The sequence below is a fragment of the Novosphingobium sp. KN65.2 genome, from assembly GCF_001368935.1.
GTDB lineage: Bacteria > Pseudomonadota > Alphaproteobacteria > Sphingomonadales > Sphingomonadaceae > Novosphingobium > Novosphingobium mathurense.
Genome location: NZ_CCBH010000160.1, coordinates 125,056 through 144,203, shown reverse-complemented (window position 1 = coordinate 144,203; position 19,148 = coordinate 125,056). Strand labels below are relative to the sequence as shown.

At 65.5% G+C, this 19,148-nt stretch carries 16 protein-coding genes; 12 read left to right on the top strand and 4 right to left on the bottom strand.

Features of this window, described 5'->3' with window-relative positions; genetic code table 11:
* Positions 1-141 precede the first annotated feature (141 nt).
* The gene (locus SPHV1_RS14045) at positions 142-1,887 is read left to right on the top strand and encodes a cation:proton antiporter (RefSeq protein WP_054946646.1); all 1,746 of its coding nucleotides are present in this window, start codon (positions 142-144) and stop codon (positions 1,885-1,887) included.
* Between the two features lie 14 nt (positions 1,888-1,901).
* Here SPHV1_RS14045 and SPHV1_RS14040 read toward each other — a convergent pair whose 3' ends face one another.
* Positions 1,902-2,363: an Lrp/AsnC family transcriptional regulator gene (locus tag SPHV1_RS14040; protein ID WP_054946645.1), complete on the bottom strand. Its 462-nt coding sequence runs from the start codon at positions 2,361-2,363 to the stop codon at positions 1,902-1,904.
* Positions 2,364-2,505: 142 nt separating this feature from the next.
* Here SPHV1_RS14040 and ald point away from each other — a divergent pair, with 142 nt between their 5' ends.
* Both ald and SPHV1_RS14030 read left to right on the top strand, forming a co-directional pair.
* Positions 2,506-3,621: an alanine dehydrogenase gene (ald, locus tag SPHV1_RS14035; protein ID WP_054946644.1), complete on the top strand. Its 1,116-nt coding sequence runs from the start codon at positions 2,506-2,508 to the stop codon at positions 3,619-3,621.
* Positions 3,622-3,675: 54 nt separating this feature from the next.
* Positions 3,676-5,382, top strand: a complete 1,707-nt coding sequence (locus SPHV1_RS14030) for a diguanylate cyclase (RefSeq protein WP_054946643.1) — start codon at positions 3,676-3,678, stop codon at positions 5,380-5,382.
* Here the strand turns inward: SPHV1_RS14030 and SPHV1_RS14025 are convergent.
* Together SPHV1_RS14025 and SPHV1_RS14020 are read right to left on the bottom strand one after the other, a co-directional pair.
* Positions 5,369-5,767 (bottom strand): thioesterase family protein, encoded by a 399-nt coding sequence (locus tag SPHV1_RS14025; RefSeq protein ID WP_054946642.1) that lies wholly within the window; start codon positions 5,765-5,767, stop codon positions 5,369-5,371. The genes SPHV1_RS14030 and SPHV1_RS14025 overlap by 14 nt on opposite strands.
* Positions 5,764-7,833: a S9 family peptidase gene (locus tag SPHV1_RS14020; protein ID WP_369817917.1), complete on the bottom strand. Its 2,070-nt coding sequence runs from the start codon at positions 7,831-7,833 to the stop codon at positions 5,764-5,766. The genes SPHV1_RS14025 and SPHV1_RS14020 overlap by 4 nt, the downstream gene beginning before the upstream one ends.
* 51 nt (positions 7,834-7,884) lie before the next feature.
* On the opposite strand from SPHV1_RS14020, the gene SPHV1_RS14015 reads away from it, so the two are divergent.
* The 5 genes from SPHV1_RS14015 (at position 7,885) to SPHV1_RS13995 (ending at position 13,216) form a co-directional block, all read left to right on the top strand.
* Entirely contained in the window at positions 7,885-9,705 is a 1,821-nt protein-coding gene (locus SPHV1_RS14015; protein WP_197277727.1) for an aminopeptidase P family protein, read from the top strand.
* 92 nt (positions 9,706-9,797) lie between these two features.
* Positions 9,798-10,196 (top strand): cupin domain-containing protein, encoded by a 399-nt coding sequence (locus tag SPHV1_RS14010; protein WP_054946639.1) that lies wholly within the window; start codon positions 9,798-9,800, stop codon positions 10,194-10,196.
* Between the two features lie 190 nt (positions 10,197-10,386).
* Positions 10,387-11,034 carry an EF-hand domain-containing protein gene (locus SPHV1_RS14005; protein ID WP_054946638.1) on the top strand — a complete coding sequence of 216 codons (648 nt, stop codon included), beginning with the start codon at positions 10,387-10,389 and terminating at the stop codon, positions 11,032-11,034.
* A gap of 26 nt (positions 11,035-11,060) precedes the next feature.
* Positions 11,061-11,795, top strand: coding sequence for a response regulator (locus tag SPHV1_RS14000; protein WP_054946637.1), 735 nt, complete (start codon positions 11,061-11,063; stop codon positions 11,793-11,795).
* Complete coding sequence (locus SPHV1_RS13995; protein ID WP_054946636.1) at positions 11,792-13,216, top strand: ATP-binding protein; 1,425 nt, start codon at positions 11,792-11,794, stop codon at positions 13,214-13,216. Before SPHV1_RS14000 ends, SPHV1_RS13995 begins: the two co-directional genes overlap by 4 nt.
* A gap of 70 nt (positions 13,217-13,286) precedes the next feature.
* On the opposite strand, the gene SPHV1_RS13990 is transcribed toward SPHV1_RS13995, so the two are convergent.
* Positions 13,287-14,885 carry a helicase HerA-like domain-containing protein gene (locus tag SPHV1_RS13990; protein ID WP_054946635.1) on the bottom strand — a complete coding sequence of 533 codons (1,599 nt, stop codon included), beginning with the start codon at positions 14,883-14,885 and terminating at the stop codon, positions 13,287-13,289.
* Positions 14,886-15,009: 124 nt separating this feature from the next.
* Between SPHV1_RS13990 and pabB the strand changes: the two genes are divergently transcribed.
* Genes pabB through arfB form a run of 4 tightly spaced genes read left to right on the top strand, consistent with a single transcriptional unit; the run spans position 15,010 to position 19,111 of the window.
* Positions 15,010-16,830 (top strand): aminodeoxychorismate synthase component I, encoded by a 1,821-nt coding sequence (pabB, locus tag SPHV1_RS13985; RefSeq protein ID WP_054946634.1) that lies wholly within the window; start codon positions 15,010-15,012, stop codon positions 16,828-16,830.
* Positions 16,830-17,996: a pyridoxal phosphate-dependent aminotransferase gene (locus SPHV1_RS13980; RefSeq protein WP_054946633.1), complete on the top strand. Its 1,167-nt coding sequence runs from the start codon at positions 16,830-16,832 to the stop codon at positions 17,994-17,996. Before pabB ends, SPHV1_RS13980 begins: the two co-directional genes overlap by 1 nt.
* 13 nt (positions 17,997-18,009) lie before the next feature.
* Positions 18,010-18,708, top strand: coding sequence for an RluA family pseudouridine synthase (locus SPHV1_RS13975; protein ID WP_176167979.1), 699 nt, complete (start codon positions 18,010-18,012; stop codon positions 18,706-18,708).
* Positions 18,701-19,111 (top strand): alternative ribosome rescue aminoacyl-tRNA hydrolase ArfB, encoded by a 411-nt coding sequence (gene arfB, locus SPHV1_RS13970; protein WP_054946632.1) that lies wholly within the window; start codon positions 18,701-18,703, stop codon positions 19,109-19,111. Before SPHV1_RS13975 ends, arfB begins: the two co-directional genes overlap by 8 nt.
* The last annotated feature ends 37 nt before the right edge of the window (positions 19,112-19,148 follow it).

The window sequence follows — 19,148 nt, the reverse complement described above, 5'->3', positions numbered from 1 at the left end:
GAAGCAGGACCGCGCAATGTCGTAGCTTCGGCCTGAACCGGGAAATGGGCTCTGAAGACGGTTCAGGGTGATGTAATGACAGGCGCGCCATTTGCGCTAAACCCGACTTCCACACGCAAGCTACCCACCGGAAAGGCCCAGATGGAACAACACGCGCAGGACTTCCTGCTGAGGGACGGCTTCCTGCTGCTCGGCACCGCGCTGATCTTTGTTCTGCTGTTTCGGCGGCTGGGCCTCGGCGCGACCTTGGGTTACCTGCTCGCCGGTGCGATCCTCGGTCCCTACGCGCTCGACCTGATCGGCGACCCGAAGGGCAAGATCGGCATTGCCGAACTGGGCATCACCCTGCTGCTCTTCGTGGTCGGACTCGAACTGGCGCCTCGGCGGCTATGGCGCATGCGGCACGAGATCTTCGGACTGGGCCTGCTGCAGGTCGCGCTTTGCGGCTTGGCCGTATCGGCGGTGATCCATTTCTTCGCCGGCTTTTCCATCGAGGCGTCTCTGGCGCTGGGCCTGCCGCTGGGCCTGTCCTCGACTGCACAGGTCCTGCCGATGCTGCAAAGCGCGGGACGCCTGCATACGCCATTCGGCGAGCGCGCCTTTGCGGTGCTGCTGTTCCAGGATCTCTCGATCATCCCGCTGATCACCATCATCGCGGCGATGAACCGCAATCCCAACCTGCCCGAAGGTCCTCCCGGCTGGCAGCTCGCGCTGCTCACGGTCGCCGCCATCGTCGGCCTGATCGCGGCGGGGCGTTTCGTCATCCGCCCGCTGTTCCGCCTCATCGGCAACCTCGGCGAGCGCGAGATGTTCGTATTCGCCGCGCTGTTCACGGTGATCGCCTCGGCGGCGTTGATGCAGTGGCTCGGCCTGTCGACCGCACTTGGCGCCTTCATCGCCGGCGTCATGCTGGCCGACTCGCCCTATCGCCATGAGCTGGAAGCGGACGTCGAACCGTTCCGCTCGATCCTGCTCGGCCTTTTCTTCATGTCGGTGGGCATGATGCTCGACCTGTCCGCCATCGCCGAGCGTCCCCTGTTCGTGGCCGCCATGGCCACAGCGCTGATCGCGGTGAAGGCGACCATCATCTTCGCCCTGGCCCTGGCCTTCCGGATGAATTGGCGCAGTGCGCTGGCCTTGGGCCTGCTCCTCAGCCAGGGCGGCGAATTCGGCTTCGTCCTTTTCGCGCAGGCGCAGAACGCCTGGCTCATCGAGCCGCAGGCCGCCAGCCTGTTCAGCGCCATCGTCACCCTGTCGATGGTCACCACCCCGTTCCTGATGATGGCAACCCGGCGCATTCGCGAAACCCCGGCGAGCCGGCAGGAGCGCGAGGCCCCGCGCGAGGACGGCGCGAGCGCGCTCGTCGTCGGCTACGGGCGCTTCGGCCAAACCGTGGCCCAGATCCTGATTACCGCCGACATCCAGGTCACGCTGATCGACAACGACATCGAGATGATCGACCGCGCCGGCGCGTTCGGCGCCAAGGTCTATTTCGGCGACGGCACGCGCCTCGACCTGCTGCGACAGGCCGGGGCCGGCAATGCGCAGATGATCGTGTTCTGCATCGACGGCGACCAGCTGACCGAAACATTCCTGCACGCGGTTCACGACGCCTTCCCCGAGGCGCAGATCCATGCCCGCGTCTACGACCGCCGCTCGCTGCTGCGGCTGAAAGACACGCCGGTCAAGTTCATGGCCCGCGAAGTGATCGAATCCGCGGTCGTCCTCGCCCGCTCGGCGCTCGATGGTCTCGGCCTCTCGATCGAGGATATCGACAAGGCCGAGAGCCACTATCGCAAGAACGACAAGGAACGGCTCTCGCTACAGCACGAAGCCGGAGACCTGCGCGTCGCGCGCGATCGCATCATCACCCAGCCAACCCGCTAAGCGCCCCGCGGCGGTCAGGCGCCAGGCACCGCGTATCCTTCGAAGCGCTTGATTCGCCGCAACGAGAAGCTTGTGCGCATCGACGAGACGCCGGGCAGGCGCGCCAGGCAGTCGCGATGGATCCGGTCGTAATGGTCGAGGTCGACCGCAGCGACGCGCAGCTGATAGTCGGCCGCGCCCGACATCAGGTGACACTCGAGGATCTCGTCAAAGTCGCACACGGCCCGCTCGAACCGGTCCATGGCCTCCCGGCTCTGGCTGTTGAGCGTGATTTCGACGAAGACTTCCACCGTCAGGCCCAGCCGCCGGGCATCGACCCGCGCGGCATAGCCGAGGATCATCCCCTGCTCCTCCAACGACCGGATACGGCGGTGGCAGGCGGAGGAAGACAGGTTCACGCGTTCGGCCAGATCGGCGATCGAACGCGATGAATCTGCCTGTAGCGCCGAAAGCAAGGCGCGATCCGCTCTATCCATGGGAAAATTTCCCTACAATTACCTTTGTTTGGGCTATTATCCCATAAATCCCGCCGTGCAAGGGCAAATTTGGTGAAACATTGCTCGGGAATGGGTGTATTTTCCATCGCACCAAGTTTACCGTATTTTTTGGAGTTGGATCATGCGCGTCGGTACCGTCCGGGAAATCAAGAACCACGAATATCGTGTCGGCCTCACCCCTGAGAGCGCCCGCGAGCTTGTCGCTAACGGCCACGAAGTGTGGGTGGAAAAGTCGGCCGGTCTCGGCATTGGCGCCGCTGACAGCGCCTACGCCGCTGCCGGTGCCAAGATCATCGACACCGCCGCCGAAATCTTCGCCGGTTGCGAGATGGTCGTAAAGGTGAAGGAACCGCAGGCCGTCGAGCGCGCGATGCTGCGCGAAGGCCAGATCCTCTACACCTACCTGCACCTCGCGCCCGATCCGGAGCAGACCGCCGACCTCGTGAAGTCGGGCGTCACCGCGATTGCCTATGAAACCGTCACCGGACCGGGCAATTCGCTGCCCCTGCTCAAGCCGATGAGCCAGGTCGCGGGCCGCATGTCGGTCCAGGCCGGCGCCACCGCGCTGGAGAAGGCCCACGGCGGTCGCGGCGTTCTGCTCGGCGGCGTTCCGGGCGTGATGCCGGGCAAGGTTGCAGTCATCGGCGGCGGCGTCGTCGGCTTCAACGCCGCGCAGATGGCCGTTGGCCTCGGTGCCGACGTCACCATCCTCGACCGTAGCCCCGACGTTCTCGAACGCCTCGGCATCTACTTCGAAGCCCGCGCCAAGACCCGCATCGCGAGCACAGCCAACCTCGCCGAGAGCGTTGCCGACGCCGACCTCGTCATCGGCGCGGTGCTGATCCCCGGCGCCGCCGCTCCCAAGCTCGTCACCCGCGAGATGCTCGGCACGATGAAGCCGGGCGCGGTGCTCGTAGACGTCGCCATCGATCAGGGCGGCTGCTTCGAAACGAGCCGTGCGACCACGCATGCCGAGCCGACCTTCATGGTTGACGGCATCGTTCACTACTGCGTTGCCAACATGCCGGGCGCCGTCGCGCGCACCAGCACTTATGCACTCAACAACGTGACCCTGCCCCACGCGCTGGCGATCGCCAACCTGGGCTGGAAGCAGGCGCTGGCCAACGATCCTCACCTGGCCAACGGTCTCAACGTGCACGCCGGCCAGATCACCTACGAAGCCGTCGCCACCGAACTGGGCTACGACTACACGTCGCTGAAGACCGTCCTCGGCTAAGAAGAATTATGAGAAATTAACCGTATTTTCAGCGGACTCCGGCATTCCTTGCGAATGATCCGGAGCCGCTGGAAATTGCTGGTAAGTCTGCTCCTGCTCTTATGGGCAGGACAGGCCCCAGCTGCGCCGGTCGCCGACGAATTCCCCATCGGCTCGACCTGCTTCGCATCCGGCACGCTGGAAACGAACTACCGCGACATCGCGCAGGATCGCTCTCGCTGGCACTGCCAGCCCGGCGATGCCTCCATCGTCGACCAGCGATCTTTCATCCGCTTCGACATGAACGGGCGCAAGGCAATCGAAAGCCCCGTCCTGACCACCCGCCTGACGCTGTTCTCGGCGATGCGCATTACCGCCATCGGCACCCTCGGCGAAAACCGCAGCCTCGCCTACAGTCGTGACGAGGTCTCCTTCGCCACCAATGACTGGCTCATGCGCGCGCGCTTGCCCCTCCTGTCGCAGCCGGTAGCGGCCTATGTCGTCGAATTCGACTTGCCCCGCCATGTCGGCGTGCTGACCGGCGCAACCATCGCCCCTGCCCCAAAGGCCCTGGATGTCGGACGCTCCGAGCTGATCATCGCCTGGCTTTGCGGCCTGCTGTGCGTTCCGCTCGTCCTCAACTTCGCGTTCTTCCGGGTGCTGCGCCAGCGCTTCGTGCTCTGGCACGCGGCAGCAGTGCTGTTCATGCTGATCCAGACCCTGGTGAGCAGCGGCCTGATCAATCGCTTCTTCTCGCTGTCGATGATGGAATTGTGCGTGCTGTCCGCCGGGAGCTGGGGACTGGCGATCGCCACTGCATCGCTGTTCATCAGCGACCTGATCGAACCGGGCAAGCTGGACCGCATCCAGGTCCAGTCGCTGCGCTGGCTGGGACCCTGGGTCCTTGCCTGGAGCTACGTATATCTCTTTGCCAGCGACCCGATCCGCCCGCTCTCCGCACAAGCCTATCTCGCCAGCTACGTGCCCGCGATCCTCGTCTTCGCCTGGGTCTTCACGACCGCAGCCAGCCGCGGCAGCCGGGCGATACTGTTCCAGATCGTCGCCTGGGCGCCGATGATGCTGACCGGCGCCCTGCGCATCGTTTCCGCGCTTGGCCTGTTCGAAGTGCCGATCGAACTGATGCTCGAGCAGCACATCTCGATCGGCTTCGAAGTCGTGGTCACCTCGATCGGCGTGGCCGACCGCTTCATGGCGATCAAGCGCCAGCGCGACCATGCTCTCGCCCATACCAAGATCTTGGAAGGCCTGGCGGCGCGCGATCCGCTGACCGGCCTGTTCAACCGGCGCGGGATCGAGGAACGCTTCGACGAGCTGACCGAAGAAGGCTTCGCAACGATGGCCCTGCTCGACCTCGACCACTTCAAGGTGATTAACGACACCATGGGCCATGCCACCGGTGATGCCGTACTGCAGGCGGTCGCCGTCGCGCTCGGGGCGGACGAGGATACCCTGGCGGTGCGCATCGGCGGCGAGGAGTTCCTGCTGCTCCTGCGCGGCAAGGACGGTCCTGAGCGCGCGGAGCGCCGCCGCAAGTCGATTCCCGCGCGCATTGCCGCGGAAATTCCCGGCCTCGACCGCCTGGTCACAGCCAGCATGGGCATGGTCACCTGCACGTCGCCCGTGCGCTTTTCGGAACTCTACAGCCGCTGCGACCATCTGCTCTACGAGGCCAAGGCCGCGGGCCGGAACCGGACCGAACGCGTGACCATGACCCCGAAACCGGCACGCGAGTCCGGCGCAACCGTCGTCAGTCTGCGCTGAAGCAGTCGACCACTTCGGCCGGAACCCGCATGATCCGGCCACTGGCAATGTCGATCATCGCCCATGTCGTGCGCGCCGATACGATCACCTTGCCCTTCGCATTGCGAAAGTCGACGCAGCGGTCGAAACGCGCCCCGCTCGGCCCATCGGGAATGAAGGTCTCGGCAGTCACGCTCTCGCCTTCGCGGATGTTGCCACGATAGTCGATCTCGTGGCGGGTCACGACCCAGGCGTAACATTCCTGGTGCTCGGGACGCGCATCGGCTTCCCAATGCGCGGTCGCAATCGCTTCCATCCACTGCACCCAGACCGCATTGTTGACGTGGCCCATCACGTCGATGTGCCCCGCCTCGGCGGTAAAGGTGCAGGTGAACCGGTCGCTCAAACCTCCACTCCGAGCTGCCACAGGATAAAGGCGAATTCTTCAGCGGTTTCCTTCAGGCTTTCGAACCGGCCCGACTTGCCGCCGTGCCCGGCGCCCATGTTGGTCTTGAGAATCAGCTCGTTGCCGTCGGTCTTGAACTCGCGCAGCCGTGCAACCCACTTCGCCGGCTCCCAGTACGTCACGCGCGGGTCATTGAGGCCGGCAGTGACCATGATCGGCGGATAGGCTTGCCGCTTGACCTGGTCGTAAGGGGAATAGCTCAGGATCAGTTCGAAGGCGGCCCTGTCTTCGATCGGATTGCCCCACTCCGGCCATTCGCCCGGCGTGAGCGGCAGGCTTTCGTCGAGCATCGTGTTGAGCACGTCGACGAAAGGCACGTGGGCGACGACTGCCCCGAACAGTTCGGGATCGGAATTGACCACCGCGCCCATCAGCTCGCCCCCAGCCGAACCGCCCGAGATCGAGATCTTGCCCGGCGCCGTGTAACCGCGCTCGACGAGGCCCCTGGCAACGTCGACGAAGTCGTTGAAGGTGTTGGTCCGCTGCTCCAGCTTGCCTGCCTTGTACCAGGCGCGGCCAAGATCGTCGCCGCCGCGGATATGGGCGATGGCGAAGGCAAAACCGCGATCGACCAGGCTGAGGCGTGAGGTCGAGAACCCCGGCTCGATGGCGAGGCCGTACGCGCCGTATCCGTAAAGGTGCAAAGGCCCCGCCCCGGTCCGGTCACGGCGATAGACCACGCTCACGGGAACCGCGGTGCCGTCGCGCGCGGTGATTTCCAGTCGCTCGGTCGCATAGAGCGATGCATCGTAGCCCGAAGGGATTTCCTGCACCTTGAGCGTCTCGAGCGTACGCGCTGCCACGTCGTAGTCGTAGACCGTCGCCGGGCTGACCATCGATTCGTAGCTCAGCCGCAAGGTATCCATGTGCCATTCGGGATTGTTCGAAAGGCCCGCCGAATAGCTCGCTTCGGGAAAATGGATCGGCTCGACGCGTGCCGGATCGTCGTAATGGCGCACCTCGATCTGGTCGAGACCGGCGCGGCGCCCCTCGATCACGTAGAAGTCGCGGAACAGGTCGACGCCGGTCAGGTAGAAGTCGTCCGATCCCTCGATCAGCGTCGTCCATTCGCCCGGATTGTCCAGCGGCGCGGTGGCAAGGCGGAAGTTTTCGTGCGTGTCGTTGGCATGGATGTAGAGCACGCCCTCGCGCTCATCGACATCGTACTCCACGCCCTTGCTGCGCGCCTTCACCAGGATCTGCTCGCCGAGCGGATCGTCGGTCCGCACCAGTCGCGCCTCGCTCGTCTCGTGGTCGCTGGTGCCGATGATCAGCCAGCTTTCGTTCGACGAGAGCGAGGAGCCGACGCGGAAACCGTCGTCGCTCTCGTGATAGAGTTCCACGTCCTTGTCGAGCGGATCGCCCAACCAGTGCAGGCGGGCATTGTCGGTGCGCCACTGTTCGTTGGCCAGCGAATAGACGAGGCCCCTGTCATCGCCGACCCAGACCAGCGAGGACAAGGTGCCGGGGATCTCGTCAGGCAGCAATTCCCCGGTTTCGAGGTTCTTGATCCGCGCGGTGAAGCGCTCCGATCCGTTGTCGTCGAAGGAATAGGCCAGCAGCGTCCCGCCCTTGCTGACCGAGATCGCGCCGAGGCTGAAATACTCCTTGCCCTCGGCCAGCGCGACTTCGTCGAGGATCAGCTGGTCCTCGCCGCCGGCCACGGGCCTGCGCCACCACTTTTTGTACTCGGCGCCTTCCTCGAACTCGATCCAGTAGAGCCAGTCACCGTCCTTCTGCGGCACCGATTTGTCGGCTTCCTTGATCCGCGCGCGCATTTCCTTGAACAGCGTGTCGATCGCGTCCTTGCGGTCGGCCATCCGCGCCTCGAACCAGCGGTTCTCCGCCTCCAGGTGCGCCAGCACCTCCTTGTCTGTGACCTGCGGATATCCGGGGTCGCGCAGCCAGGCGTAATCGTCGGAGACGCTCAGCCCGTGGTGCGTGACGGAATGCGGCTTCTTCGCCGCCTGTGGAGGACCTGCAACGGTCTGGGTGGAATCTGCCATGTCTCGCATCTATGTTGGCGCAATGCCCCCCGCAAGTCGGATACCGAAACCATGTTGATGAATACCCATGAAGCGCGCCTCGATGCGCTGCGCAAGGAACTCAAGTCGCGCGGCCTCGATGGCTTCGTCATCCCGATCTCCGACGAACACATGAGCGAGTACGTGGGCGGCTATGCCCAGCGCCTTGCGTGGCTGACCGGCTTCGGCGGCTCGGCCGGAACCGCCGTCGTGCTGACCGATCCCTCGCTGCAACCGGCAGCGGCGATGTTCGTCGACGGCCGCTATACCCTGCAAGTGCGCGACCAGGTCGACGGGCGCCTCTACGCCTATGAAAGCGTGCCGCAGACCAGCATCGCCAAGTGGCTGGAAACCCACGCCCCGCATGGCGCGAACATCGGCTACGATGCCTGGTTGCACGGCAAGCGCTGGGTGGAAGCCGTCGACAAGGCACTTGCCGCCAAGGGCGGCAAGGTCACGCCGGTCGAAACCAATCCCATCGATTCGATCTGGGAAGACCAGCCCGCGCCATCCCCGGCCCCGGCGCTCGTCCATCCCGACGCGTTCACCGGCCAGGCAAGCGAGGCCAAGCGCGGCGCGGTTTCCGAATGGCTCGGCGAACGCCGTCTCGATGCGACGGTGATCACCGCTCTCGATTCAATCGCCTGGCTGCTCAACATTCGCGGTACCGACGTCGAGCGCACGCCGGTGGCGCTGTCCTACGTGATCGCCCATGCCGACGGCACCGCAGACCTGTTCATCGCCGAAGAGAAGGTTACGCCCGAACTGCGCCAGCACCTTGGCAATGCCGTACGCATCCAGCCGCGCGACCGGTTCGTCGCCGGACTGGAAGGCCTTTCCGGCAAGCGCGTCGCCGTCGACCCCGAGCGCGCCGTCAGCGCTATCTTCGAGAGGTTGCGTATCGGTGGCGCGGAAGTGGTCGAAGAACGCGACCCCACCGTACTGCCCAAGGCGATCAAGAACCCGGTCGAACAGCAAGGCCACCGCGACGCACAGGCCCGCGACGGAGCTGCCGTGTCGCAGTTCCTGCACTGGCTCTCGGTCGAGGCGCCCAAGGGCGCGGTGAGCGAAATGGCTGCGGCCGACCGGTTGCAGGCCTTCCGCCAATCCTGCGGCGACTTGCGCGACCTTTCGTTCGACACGATTTCCGGCGCCGGTCCGAACGGCGCAGTGGTACACTACCGCGTCTCGGAAGAAACCAACCGCACGCTCGAGCCGAACAGCGTCTATCTCGTCGATTCCGGCGGCCAATATCCGGATGGCACGACCGACATCACCCGCACGGTCTGGGTCGGCCCCGGCGAGCCACCGGCAGAAGTGAAAGACCGCTTCACCCGGGTCCTGAAGGGCCATGTCGCGCTGGCCCGCGCGGTCTTCCCGCAAGGTACCGCCGGCAGCCAGCTGGACGTGCTGGCACGCCAGTTCCTCTGGGCGGCCGGGCTCGACTATGCCCATGGCACCGGTCATGGCGTCGGCTCGTTCCTCTCGGTCCACGAAGGGCCGCAGCGCATCGCCAAATCGGCGGGTGGCCAGGCCGGAACCGACCAGTCGCTGATGCCCGGCATGATCATCTCAAACGAGCCGGGTTACTACAAGACCGGAGAATACGGCATCCGCATCGAGAACCTCGTGCTGGTGGAACCGCGCGAGATCGATGGCGCGGAAGGCGAATTCTACGGCTTCGAGACGCTCACCCTGGCCCCGATCGAGCGCCGCCTGGTCGATACCGCCCTGTTCACCCGTGACGACCTGGCATGGTGGAACGCCTACCATGCCCGCGTTCTCGACGTGGTCGGCCCGCAGCTCGAAGGCAGCGCCAGGACCTGGCTCGAAGAACAGTGCGCACCGCTTTGAGCATTTGACGGCTTGCCGTGACGGCGCCCGCTTGCTTCACTCCCCCGGTCCTGCCGATCGCCCGATCGAAGGCAGGGCCGGGAGAATGACCGATGTCGCAAGCCCATAACCTGCACGCCAACCCGATCCATCTCGGGCTCGGGGCCCGGGCCGAGGCCCAACCCGCCTTTACCGGCCTCGAATGGTACGAGGCCTATGCCGCGCGCACCCTTGCCGATGGCGCAGAAGGCCGGCTTGTCGCCCTCCACGATTTCTCCGGCGACTGGACTTCGTGGGAAGTCCATCCCGAGGGCGACGAAGTCGTCGTATGCACGGCCGGTGAAATGACGCTGATCCAGGAGCGCGAGGATGGGTCTACCACTTCGCAGGTTCTTGCCGCGGGCGAATATGCGATCAATCCCGCCGGGACCTGGCACACCGCCGACATTGCCGGGACCGCCACGGCACTGTTCATCACCTGCGGCTTCGGCACTCTCCACCGGCCCCGCTGAATCCTTGCAAGCTCATGAATGGGCCCGGCCAACTGAGACAATTCGCGACAATAATCGCCCATCCCGGCATAACTGCGCGACAAGCGCTATCTAGAAGGGGCACAAGAAAGTCGCGGGGTACGATCTTCCCCCTCCCTTCCCCCGCCCCGCGACTTTCGCCCCATTTTCGGGAGCAGCGAGGAGAGAATACATGACCAGGTTCGCAAAGGTGTCGCTTGCGATATCCGCCGCTACACTTGCCATCGGCGGCGTTGCCTATGCGCAGATGCCCCATGGCAATTCGATGATGGACACAGACGGCGACGGCGTCGTGACCCGCGCCGAGGCGCAGGCCTCGGCGGCCGCGATGTTCGCCCGCATGGACGTCAACAAGGACGGCAAGCTCGACGAGGCGGATCGTGAGCTGCGCCACACCGAAATGAAGACCCGCATGTTCGAAATGATGGATGCCAACAAGGACGGCAGCATCTCGAAGCAGGAATTCATGGACGCCAGGCACCCCGGCCCTGACGGCATGGGCGGTCCCGGTGGCCCCGGAATGAATGGCCCCGGAATGGACGGCCCCGGAATGGATGGCCCCGGCGGTCCCGGAATGAAGGGCCATCACGGCAAGCATGACTGGCATCGCGGCGGCATGGCGATGATGAAGATGGCCGACACCAACAACGACGGCGCGATCTCGCAGGCCGAGTTCGAGGCCGCCTCCGCCAAGCACTTCGACATGATGGACGCCAACAAGGACGGCAAGGTCACCAGGGAAGAACGCAAGGCCGCGCGTGACAAGATGAAGGCGCAATGGCAGTCGAAGAAGGCGCAGAAGACGAGCGCCGACAACTGAATGGCCGGCGCGGAAGAAGGATTGCAATGAACGATACCGCGCCACCCAAGCTGCTCCTCGTCGACGACGAGGCAGCCCTGCGCGAGCCCCTGGCCGAGTACCTCTCGCGCCAGGGGTTTGCCGTGAACCAGGCGGTCAGCGCCGCCGAGGCCCGCAGCCGCCTGCGCGAAGAAAAGCCCGATCTGGTCCTGCTGGATATCATGATGCCGGGCGAAGATGGCCTGTCGCTGTGCCGCCACCTCGTCGAAGCGCAGGACCTGCCGGTCATCTTCCTGACCGCGCGCGGCGAAGCTACCGACCGCATCGTCGGGCTGGAAATCGGCGCCGACGATTACGTCGTGAAACCATTCGAGCCGCGCGAACTGGTTGCACGCATTCGTAGCGTACTGCGCCGCTCCTCGCGCGCACCGACCGCCCCGGTCGAGAACGAAGCACTCTTGTTCGAGGGCTGGCATCTCGATCCGCTCAAGCGGCGCCTGACCGATGCCGAAGGCGCTGTCGTTGCCATTTCCTCGGTCGAATTCCGCCTCCTGATGGCGTTCCTCGAACATCCGCGTCAGGTCCTCAACCGCGACCGCCTGCTCGACATGGTGCAGGGCCGCGAAGCGCACCTGTTCGACCGTGCGGTGGACAACCAGGTCAGCCGCCTGCGCCGCAAGATCGAGGTGGACAGCCGCAATCCGCAGTTGATCCAGACGGTCTGGGGTGGCGGCTACATGCTGGCCACGGACGTGAAACGCGTACCGCTCGACGCCGAATGAAGTTCCTCCAGCCCCGCAGCCTGATGGGCCAGATGCTCATGGCCGTGGCCGCGGCCCTGCTGCTCGTTCAGGGGCTTGGCGCCGTGCTCGTCTATCGCGCCCAGCGCGAAGGCTACGAAACCGGCATGCTCAATGCCGCCGCCTTCCGCCTCATCGCCGAAACGCGGGGGCCGCAATGGGTCGCACGCAAGTTGCGCAAACAGGAGGACGCGCCATTCGGCGGTCCTCCTCCGCGTGGCTTCCCCCTCGAGTTCTCGACGCAGCTTCCCATCGATGCACGCGAAATCCGTGACGAACGCGCACAGGAGCGACTGCACGAAATCCTGCATGATCAGGACTTTCCCGAATCGGACATCATCGTCGTTCATCGCGCGGTCGGCCAGGACCCGATCGCGCGCCTGGGCATGGTCATGCGCGGCCGCGCCCATCATCTGGAACCGGAGGAAATCGCCAAGTCGATGGACGACCACCTGCTGGTCGTAGCAGTCAGGCCCAAGCAGCGCGACAACTGGATGATCGTAAGGGTGCGCACGCCTCGCGCCATGAACATCCTGCTCATACCGATCGTTCTGCAGACCCTGTTCATCTACGTGGTGCTGGTCGGCGCAGTGGCCCTGATCCTGCGCCGGATCACGCGCCCGCTTGCCGCCCTGACCAACCGCGTCGAGCGCTTTTCCATGACGCAGGACGCCGACGGACAGCTCGAGCCATCGGGCCCTGAGGACATGCGCCGCCTGATCGTCGCCCACAATGCCATGGAGGCGCGCATTGCCGCCATGCTCGATGAAAAGGACGTCATGCTCGGCGCCATCGGCCACGATCTCAAGACTCCGCTTGCCGCCCTGCGCGTTCGCATCGAATCGGTACAGGACGAAGGCGAACGCTCCCGTATGGCCATGACCATCGAGGACATCGTGCGCACGCTGGACGACATCCTCTCGCTCGCCCGCGTCGGCAGGCCCAGCGATCCGCGCGAACGCACCGAGCTTTCCGCCCTGGTCGCCTCGGTGGTCGAGGAATACGAGGATCTTGGCGATCCGGTCGAGCTGGCCGACAGTGAGCGCATCGTCCTCGAACTGCGATCGACCTGGCTGCGTCGCGCCATGCGCAACCTGATCGACAATGCCCTGCGCTACGGAGAAAGGGCGAGCGTCTCGCTCAAGCGCGAGGGCAACCTCGCCGTCATCCGGATCGAGGACGAAGGCCCGGGCATTCCGGAAGACACCATCGACGCGATGATGGACCCCTTCACGCGCGGCGATCCTTCCCGCAATTCGCTGACCGGCGGCGCCGGCCTCGGCCTGGCGCTGGCCCGCGCCATTGCCGAACAGCACGGTGGCGCCCTCAGCCTGTCCAACCGCCGCTCTGCCAACGGCACTGTCGAAGGGCTCAGCGCGCGGATCGCCATTCCGGTGAGCTGAGCGCGGCACCGATCGGACCTGACGCAGACTGGGCCTCGACCTAAACGCGGGCAACCGCCCCCGCATCGTGCTAGCGCATCAGGCCACCGATCAGGTTGCGCGCGAAGCGGCCGATCCCCGGAATCCCGATGGCCTTCTCGATCGTGTTGCCGATCGTACCGGCCGCCGCGCTGGCGGCCGACGCCTTGGGATTCGCCCGGCTCTTCTTGCCCTGCAGGGTCTGGGCGAGGATCGATCCGGCGCTGGCGGCGGCGGCACCGGCAGCGGCCTTGGCGACCTTGCCGCCCAAACCGTCCCAAAGGCTTGGGCTGCGTCTTTCGCGCTTGCGGACTTCGGCTTCGCCCCGTTCGGCCACTTCCTCGGCCGTGACGGCGGCATCCGCGGCTTTCGCGGCCAGCACTTCCTCGGCGCTCTCCCGGTCCACGCGGGAATCGTACTTGCCCTCGCACGGGCTGATCGACTGAATGATCGCCCGCTCCTTCTCCGACACCGGACCGAGGCGTGAACGGGGCGGGGCGATGAGCGTGCGCTGGACGATAGTGGGCGCGCCGTCCCCGTCGAGCGTCGAGACCAGCGCCTCGCCGACCTTGAGCTCGGTGATTGCGGCCTCGACGTCCAGCTCGGGATTGATCCGGAAGGTCTCTGCAGCCGCCTTGATCGCCTTCTTGTCGCGTGGAGTGAAGGCGCGCAGCGCATGCTGGACGCGATTGCCCAGCTGCCCCGCAATGTCCTCGGGAATGTCGATCGGGTTCTGGGTCACGAAATAGACGCCCACGCCCTTCGAACGGATCAGGCGCACAACCTGCTCGACGGTGTCCTGCAGGGCCTTGGGGGCATCGTCGAAGAGCAGGTGCGCTTCATCGAAGAAGAAGACCAGCTTGGGTTTTTCCGGATCGCCGACTTCGGGCATGGCCTCGAACAGTTCGGACAGCAGCCAGAGCAGGAACGTCGCATAGAGCTTCGGGCTGCGCATCAGCCGGTCGGCGGCCAGCACATTGATATAGCCGCGCCCCTGCTCGTCGCAGCGGATGAAGTCCTGGATCTCCAGCGCCGGTTCGCCAAAGAACTGCGCCGCCCCCTGGCTGTCCAGCGCCAGCAACTGTCGCTGGATCGTACCGACGCTGGCCTTGGTCACATTGCCGTATTTTGCCGAGAGTTCCGCCGCGTTCTCAGCCGTGTAGGCCAGCATCGACTGCAGGTCCTCAAGGTCGAGCAGCAGCAGACCCTGTTCGTCGGCATAGCGGAAGACGATGTTGAGCACGCCTTCCTGCGTGTCGTTGAGATCCATCAGCCGCGCCAGCAGCAGGGGTCCCATTTCCGAGATCGTGGTGCGGACCGGATGGCCCTGCTCGCCGTAGATGTCCCAGAAAACCGCCGGATTGTCGGAGTAGGCATAATCGGCAAGGCCGATTTCCTTCGCCCGGCTCTCCAGCTTGTCGGCATGCTTGAAGGTCGGGCTGCCCGGCATCGAGATACCCGAAAGGTCGCCCTTCACATCGGCCATGAACACCGGCACGCCTTGCGCGGAGAACTGCTCGGCGATGGTCTGGAGCGTCACCGTCTTGCCGGTGCCCGTCGCTCCGGCGATCAACCCATGGCGGTTCGCCCTGCCCAGCCGCAGCGCCTGTCGGTTTCCATCGGCACCAAGTCCCAGAAAGATATCGCTCATTGCCGGTCCCGGGCTCCCTTGTTTCGCCAGTCTGCCTCCAGTGATAAGGCTGCATTTCCCCGAGTGCGAGAGGGTTTTTGCCAGCCGGCGATTGCGCGGCTAAAGGCGGGGCGAAACACGCACCATGACACGTCCATTCGTCCTTCTCGATGACGCCCGCACCCTGGGCGCAGCCGCAGCCCGGCTCTACCGCGAACCGCTCGAAATCGTCGAGGCGCGTCGGGCGCAGGATGTCGCCCCCGCGCTGGAACGCCTCGAAGCCCTGCAGCGCGAAGGCCGCCACCTGGCCGGGTACATGGCCTACGAGGCCGGTCTTGCTCTGGAGCCGCGGCTCGCCGGGCTGCTTCCCGAACGCACGGGCTCTGCCGGACCGCTCGTATGGTTCGGCGTCTTCGCTGGTTACGAGACCATCCCCGCTGCAGACGTTCCGACCTGGCTTGCCTCGTGTGCGCCGGACGATGCCGCCGCGATCGGTCCGCTCGACCCCCAAGTCGCGATCGGGGACTATGAGCAGGCGTTCGACACCCTGCATGGCGCGATCGGCGACGGCGACATCTACCAAGCCAACCTGACAATGCCGCTGGAGGGTCCGTGGCGCGGCGATCCCTTCGCGCTCTACGCCGCGATCCGCCCGGCCGCCGGTGCCGGATACGGCGGGCTGATCCACGACGGCAGTCACTGGATCCTGAGCTTTTCGCCCGAACTGTTCTTCTCGCTCAAGGGCGGTTCTGTCCGGGTCAAGCCGATGAAGGGCACGCGCCCGCGCGGCCGCGACGAGACCGAGGACCAGCACCTGCGCGCGGAACTGGCGGCTTCCGAAAAGGACCGCGCCGAGAACCTCATGATCCTCGATCTCATGCGCAACGACCTTTCGCGCGTGGCCGAGGCCGGGTCGGTCCGGGTCGAAGATCCCTTCATGATCGAGACCTACCCGACCGTTCACCAGATGGTATCCTCGGTCGGCGCGACGCTCGCCCCCGGCAAGGGCGCGGTCGACGTGCTGCGCGCGCTGTTTCCCTGCGGCTCGATCACCGGTGCGCCCAAGATCCGGGCGATGGAACTGATCGCGCAAGTCGAACGCCACGTGCGGGGCCCGTATTGCGGCTCGATCGGCCGGATCGAACCCTCTGGCGATGCCGCGTTTAATGTGGCAATCCGCACCTTGCGGCTCACTCCCGGCGAAAATGGCGGGGGCAGAGCGGTGCTAGGGGTCGGATCGGCAATCGTTGCCGATTCGCAAGCGCTTCCCGAGTGGCGGGAATGCCTGATCAAAGGGGGTTTCGTGCGAGAGTCGGAAGCGCGTCATTCGGGTGGGACAAGCTCGCCCGCGAGCTTCGATCTGATCGAGACCATGCGCTTTACGCCGGAAGACGGCATTCCGCTGCTCGAACTCCATCTGGAACGGATCAAGGCGAGCGCCGCCGCGCTCGGTTTCACTTTCGATCGCCACGCCGTGCGCAATGCGATCCAGGCGCTGTGCTTCGACGCCGAGCGACCGGCCAAGCTGCGTCTCGTCGCGGCCCGCAGCGGTGCCTACGCGCTCGAACTGGCAGACGTGACCGAGAGCTTGCCCGAACCGGCAACGGTCGCGGTGCTGCGCATGCCCGTCGACAGCGGCGACTGGCGCCTGCGCCACAAGACCAGCGACCGCGGTTTCTACGAGGCCGGCCTTGCCGCGGCCCGGCAAGCCGGGGCGCACGAAGCCATCTTCCTGCGCGACGATGGCCTCGTCACCGAAGGCTGCTTCACCAACCTGTTCGTCGAGCGCGACGGCAAGCTGCTGACGCCTCCTGCCGATCTCGGCCTGCTGCCCGGCGTCCTGCGGCGCTCGCTGCTCGACGAAGGCCGGGCCGTCGAAGCCAGGCTGACGCTCGACGATCTTGCCGGTGGCTTCTTTATCGGCAACGCCCTGCGCGGCCTCATTCCGGCTAGATTGCTCACCTGATGCACACATCCCTTGCCCTTTCCCGCATCGCCCCGTCCCAGACGACGGCGATGACAGACCGCGCCATCCAGCTTCGCGAGCAGGGCGTCGACATCATCTCGCTTTCGGTCGGCGAACCCGATTTCGCCACCCCGCCCCACGTGATCGAGGCCGCCAAGGCCGCGCTCGATGCGGGCGACACCAAGTACACCGCGGTTGGCGGCACATCGCGGCTCAAGCAGGCCGCCGCGCTGCACTTTGCGCGCGACCTGGGCATCGCGGTGCCTGCCTCGCAGGTCACGGTCAGCGCAGGAGGCAAGCAGGCGATCTTCCATGCCCTGCTCGCCACGATCAGCGAAGGCGAGGAAGTGATCGTGCCCTGCCCCTGGTGGGTGAGCTATCCCGAGATCATCCGCTTCGCCGGCGGCAGCGTCGTGCCGCTCAAGACTTCGGCAAAGAACAACTTCCGCTTCACCGCCGCCGATCTCGAAGCGCAGATCGGTCCGCGCACGCAGTGGCTGCTGCTCAACAGCCCGGGCAATCCGACCGGCGCCTATTATCCGGCCGACATGCTACGCAACATCGGCGAGGTCCTGCGCCGCAATCCGCGCGTCATGGTGCTCTCGGACAACATCTACGCGCCGATCAACTACACCGGCGAGCCGCACGCGACGCTGGCGAACCTGTGCCCGGACCTTGCCGACCGTATCCTGACGATCTCGGGCGTATCCAAGAGCCACGCGATGACCGGCTTCCGCATCGGCGTGGCTGCCGGGCCGGAATGGCTGATCAGGGCGATGGAAAAGCTGCAGTCGCATTCCTCGGGCAACCCCTGTTCGATCAGCCAGGCGGCTGCCGTGGCCGCCTTCGAAGGCCCGCAGGATTTCCTGGCCGAGTGGTGCGAGCGCTTCCGCGCGCGCCGCGACATGGTGGTCTCGGCGATCAACGCCATTCCCGGCCTTTCGACCCCGACGCCCGACGGCGCCTTTTACTGCATGGTCGATGCCGCTCCGCTGATGCAGCGGTTCGGCGACGATACCGGCCTTGCGCTCCACCTCCTCGAAAACGGCGTCGCGATCGTCCCGGCATCGGGCTTCGGCGGCCGTGACGGCTTCCGCATCAGCTTCGCCGCCGACGAGGCCAAACTCACCGAGGCATTGCGCCGCATTGCGAGGGCGCTTGCCTGATGGAAGTCATCTGATGGAACTGGAAATTCTCTTCGAAGACGGCGAAGCGCTTGTCATCGACAAGCCTGCGGGTCTGCCGCTCGACCGCCCCCGCGCCGGCGGGGTAAGCCTCGACAACTATATCGACACGCTCAAACTGGGCTTCCAGCGTGAGCCGATCCCCGTCCACCGCCTCGACCGCGACACCTCCGGCTGCCTGCTGCTGGCCCGCAACCCCAAGGCGCTCAAGCGCTTCGCCGCGGCATTCGAAGAACGGCTGGTGGAAAAGCGCTATCTAGGCATCGTCGACGGCGTCCCGGCCGAGGACGAGGGCACGATCGCCCTGTCGCTCTCGAAAGTGAGCACGGTCAAGGACGGCTGGCGCATGATCCCGGCGCGCAAGGGCAAGCCGGCAGTCACACACTGGCGCAAACTCGATACCCGCGACGGCCTGACCCTCGTGGAGTTCCGCCCCGAGACCGGCCGGACCCACCAGATCCGCGTCCACGCCGCCTCCGGCCTTGGCATGCCGCTGCTTGGCGATCCGGTCTACGGCACCAAGAAAGGCGCCGGTCGCACGATGCTCCATGCCGCAGCGATCACCGTTCCGCGCGGCGAGAAAGACCCCATCGTCGCGGTCGCTCCGCTTCCCGCCGATTTCGCGGCCCTCGGCTTCGTCGACCCCGGATTTGCAGACCCCGGCTCGGCAGACATCGGCCCTGCCGATGAGTGAAGCGGTCGTCGAGCGCGCCAACGCCCTCGTGACCGAGACCTTCATCGCCTCGGCCGGGCCGGGCGGGCAGAACGTCAACAAGGTCGCGACGGCGGTCCAGCTGCGCCTCGACGTCTACGCCCTGCGCCTTGCGCCGCCGGTTTTCGCCCGGCTCAAGCAGCTTGCCGGAAGCCGAATGACCGCCAGGGGCGAACTGGTGTTGACGGCACGCACTTTCCGCACCCAGGAAGCCAACCGCACCGATGCCCGCGAGCGCATGGCCGAGCTGTTGCGCGAAGCGCACCAGCTGCCCGAGAAGCGCGCCAAGAGCCGCCTGAACCGGGTCGGCAAGACGCAGCGCCTCAAAGGCAAGAAGATCCGGGGCGCCGTAAAGGCCGGGCGCGGCAAGGTGAGCTTCGACTGAATAGGTAACGTCTGCCCTTCGCGCGCTACGAGATGTG